The sequence below is a fragment of the Enterobacter cloacae complex sp.6700776 genome (assembly GCF_048284255.1).
GTDB classification, from domain to species: domain Bacteria; phylum Pseudomonadota; class Gammaproteobacteria; order Enterobacterales; family Enterobacteriaceae; genus Enterobacter; species Enterobacter intestinihominis.
On sequence record NZ_JBLVYK010000229.1, the window covers coordinates 1 to 287 of the forward strand.

Here is a 287-nt window from a genome sequence, read left to right on the forward strand (position 1 = left end):
ATACGTGTTTTTTATTGTTGTTTTTTCTTTAACTCTCAATATTGTTTGTCTTGTCGTATTAAATTCACGAGCAATAGCACTAATACTGACACCGCTCTGAATACGCGCTATCACAACCTTTTTTTGTTCATCATTGAGAGTAGGGGGGCGACCAAAACGTTTCCCCTCACGTTTTGCTCTTACAATCCCAGCATGAGTCCGTTCAATCAACAGATCTCGTTCAAGTTCAGCAACGGCAGAAATCACTTGCATCGTCATTTTCCCCGCAGGACTTGTCAGATCTACAC

Annotated in this window: 1 protein-coding gene; it reads right to left on the minus strand. The window is 41.5% G+C overall.

Annotated elements, in window-relative coordinates:
- Positions 1-287: helix-turn-helix domain-containing protein (locus ACNQ0T_RS24005; RefSeq protein ID WP_417930473.1), on the minus strand; the 287-nt coding region annotated here is incomplete at both ends.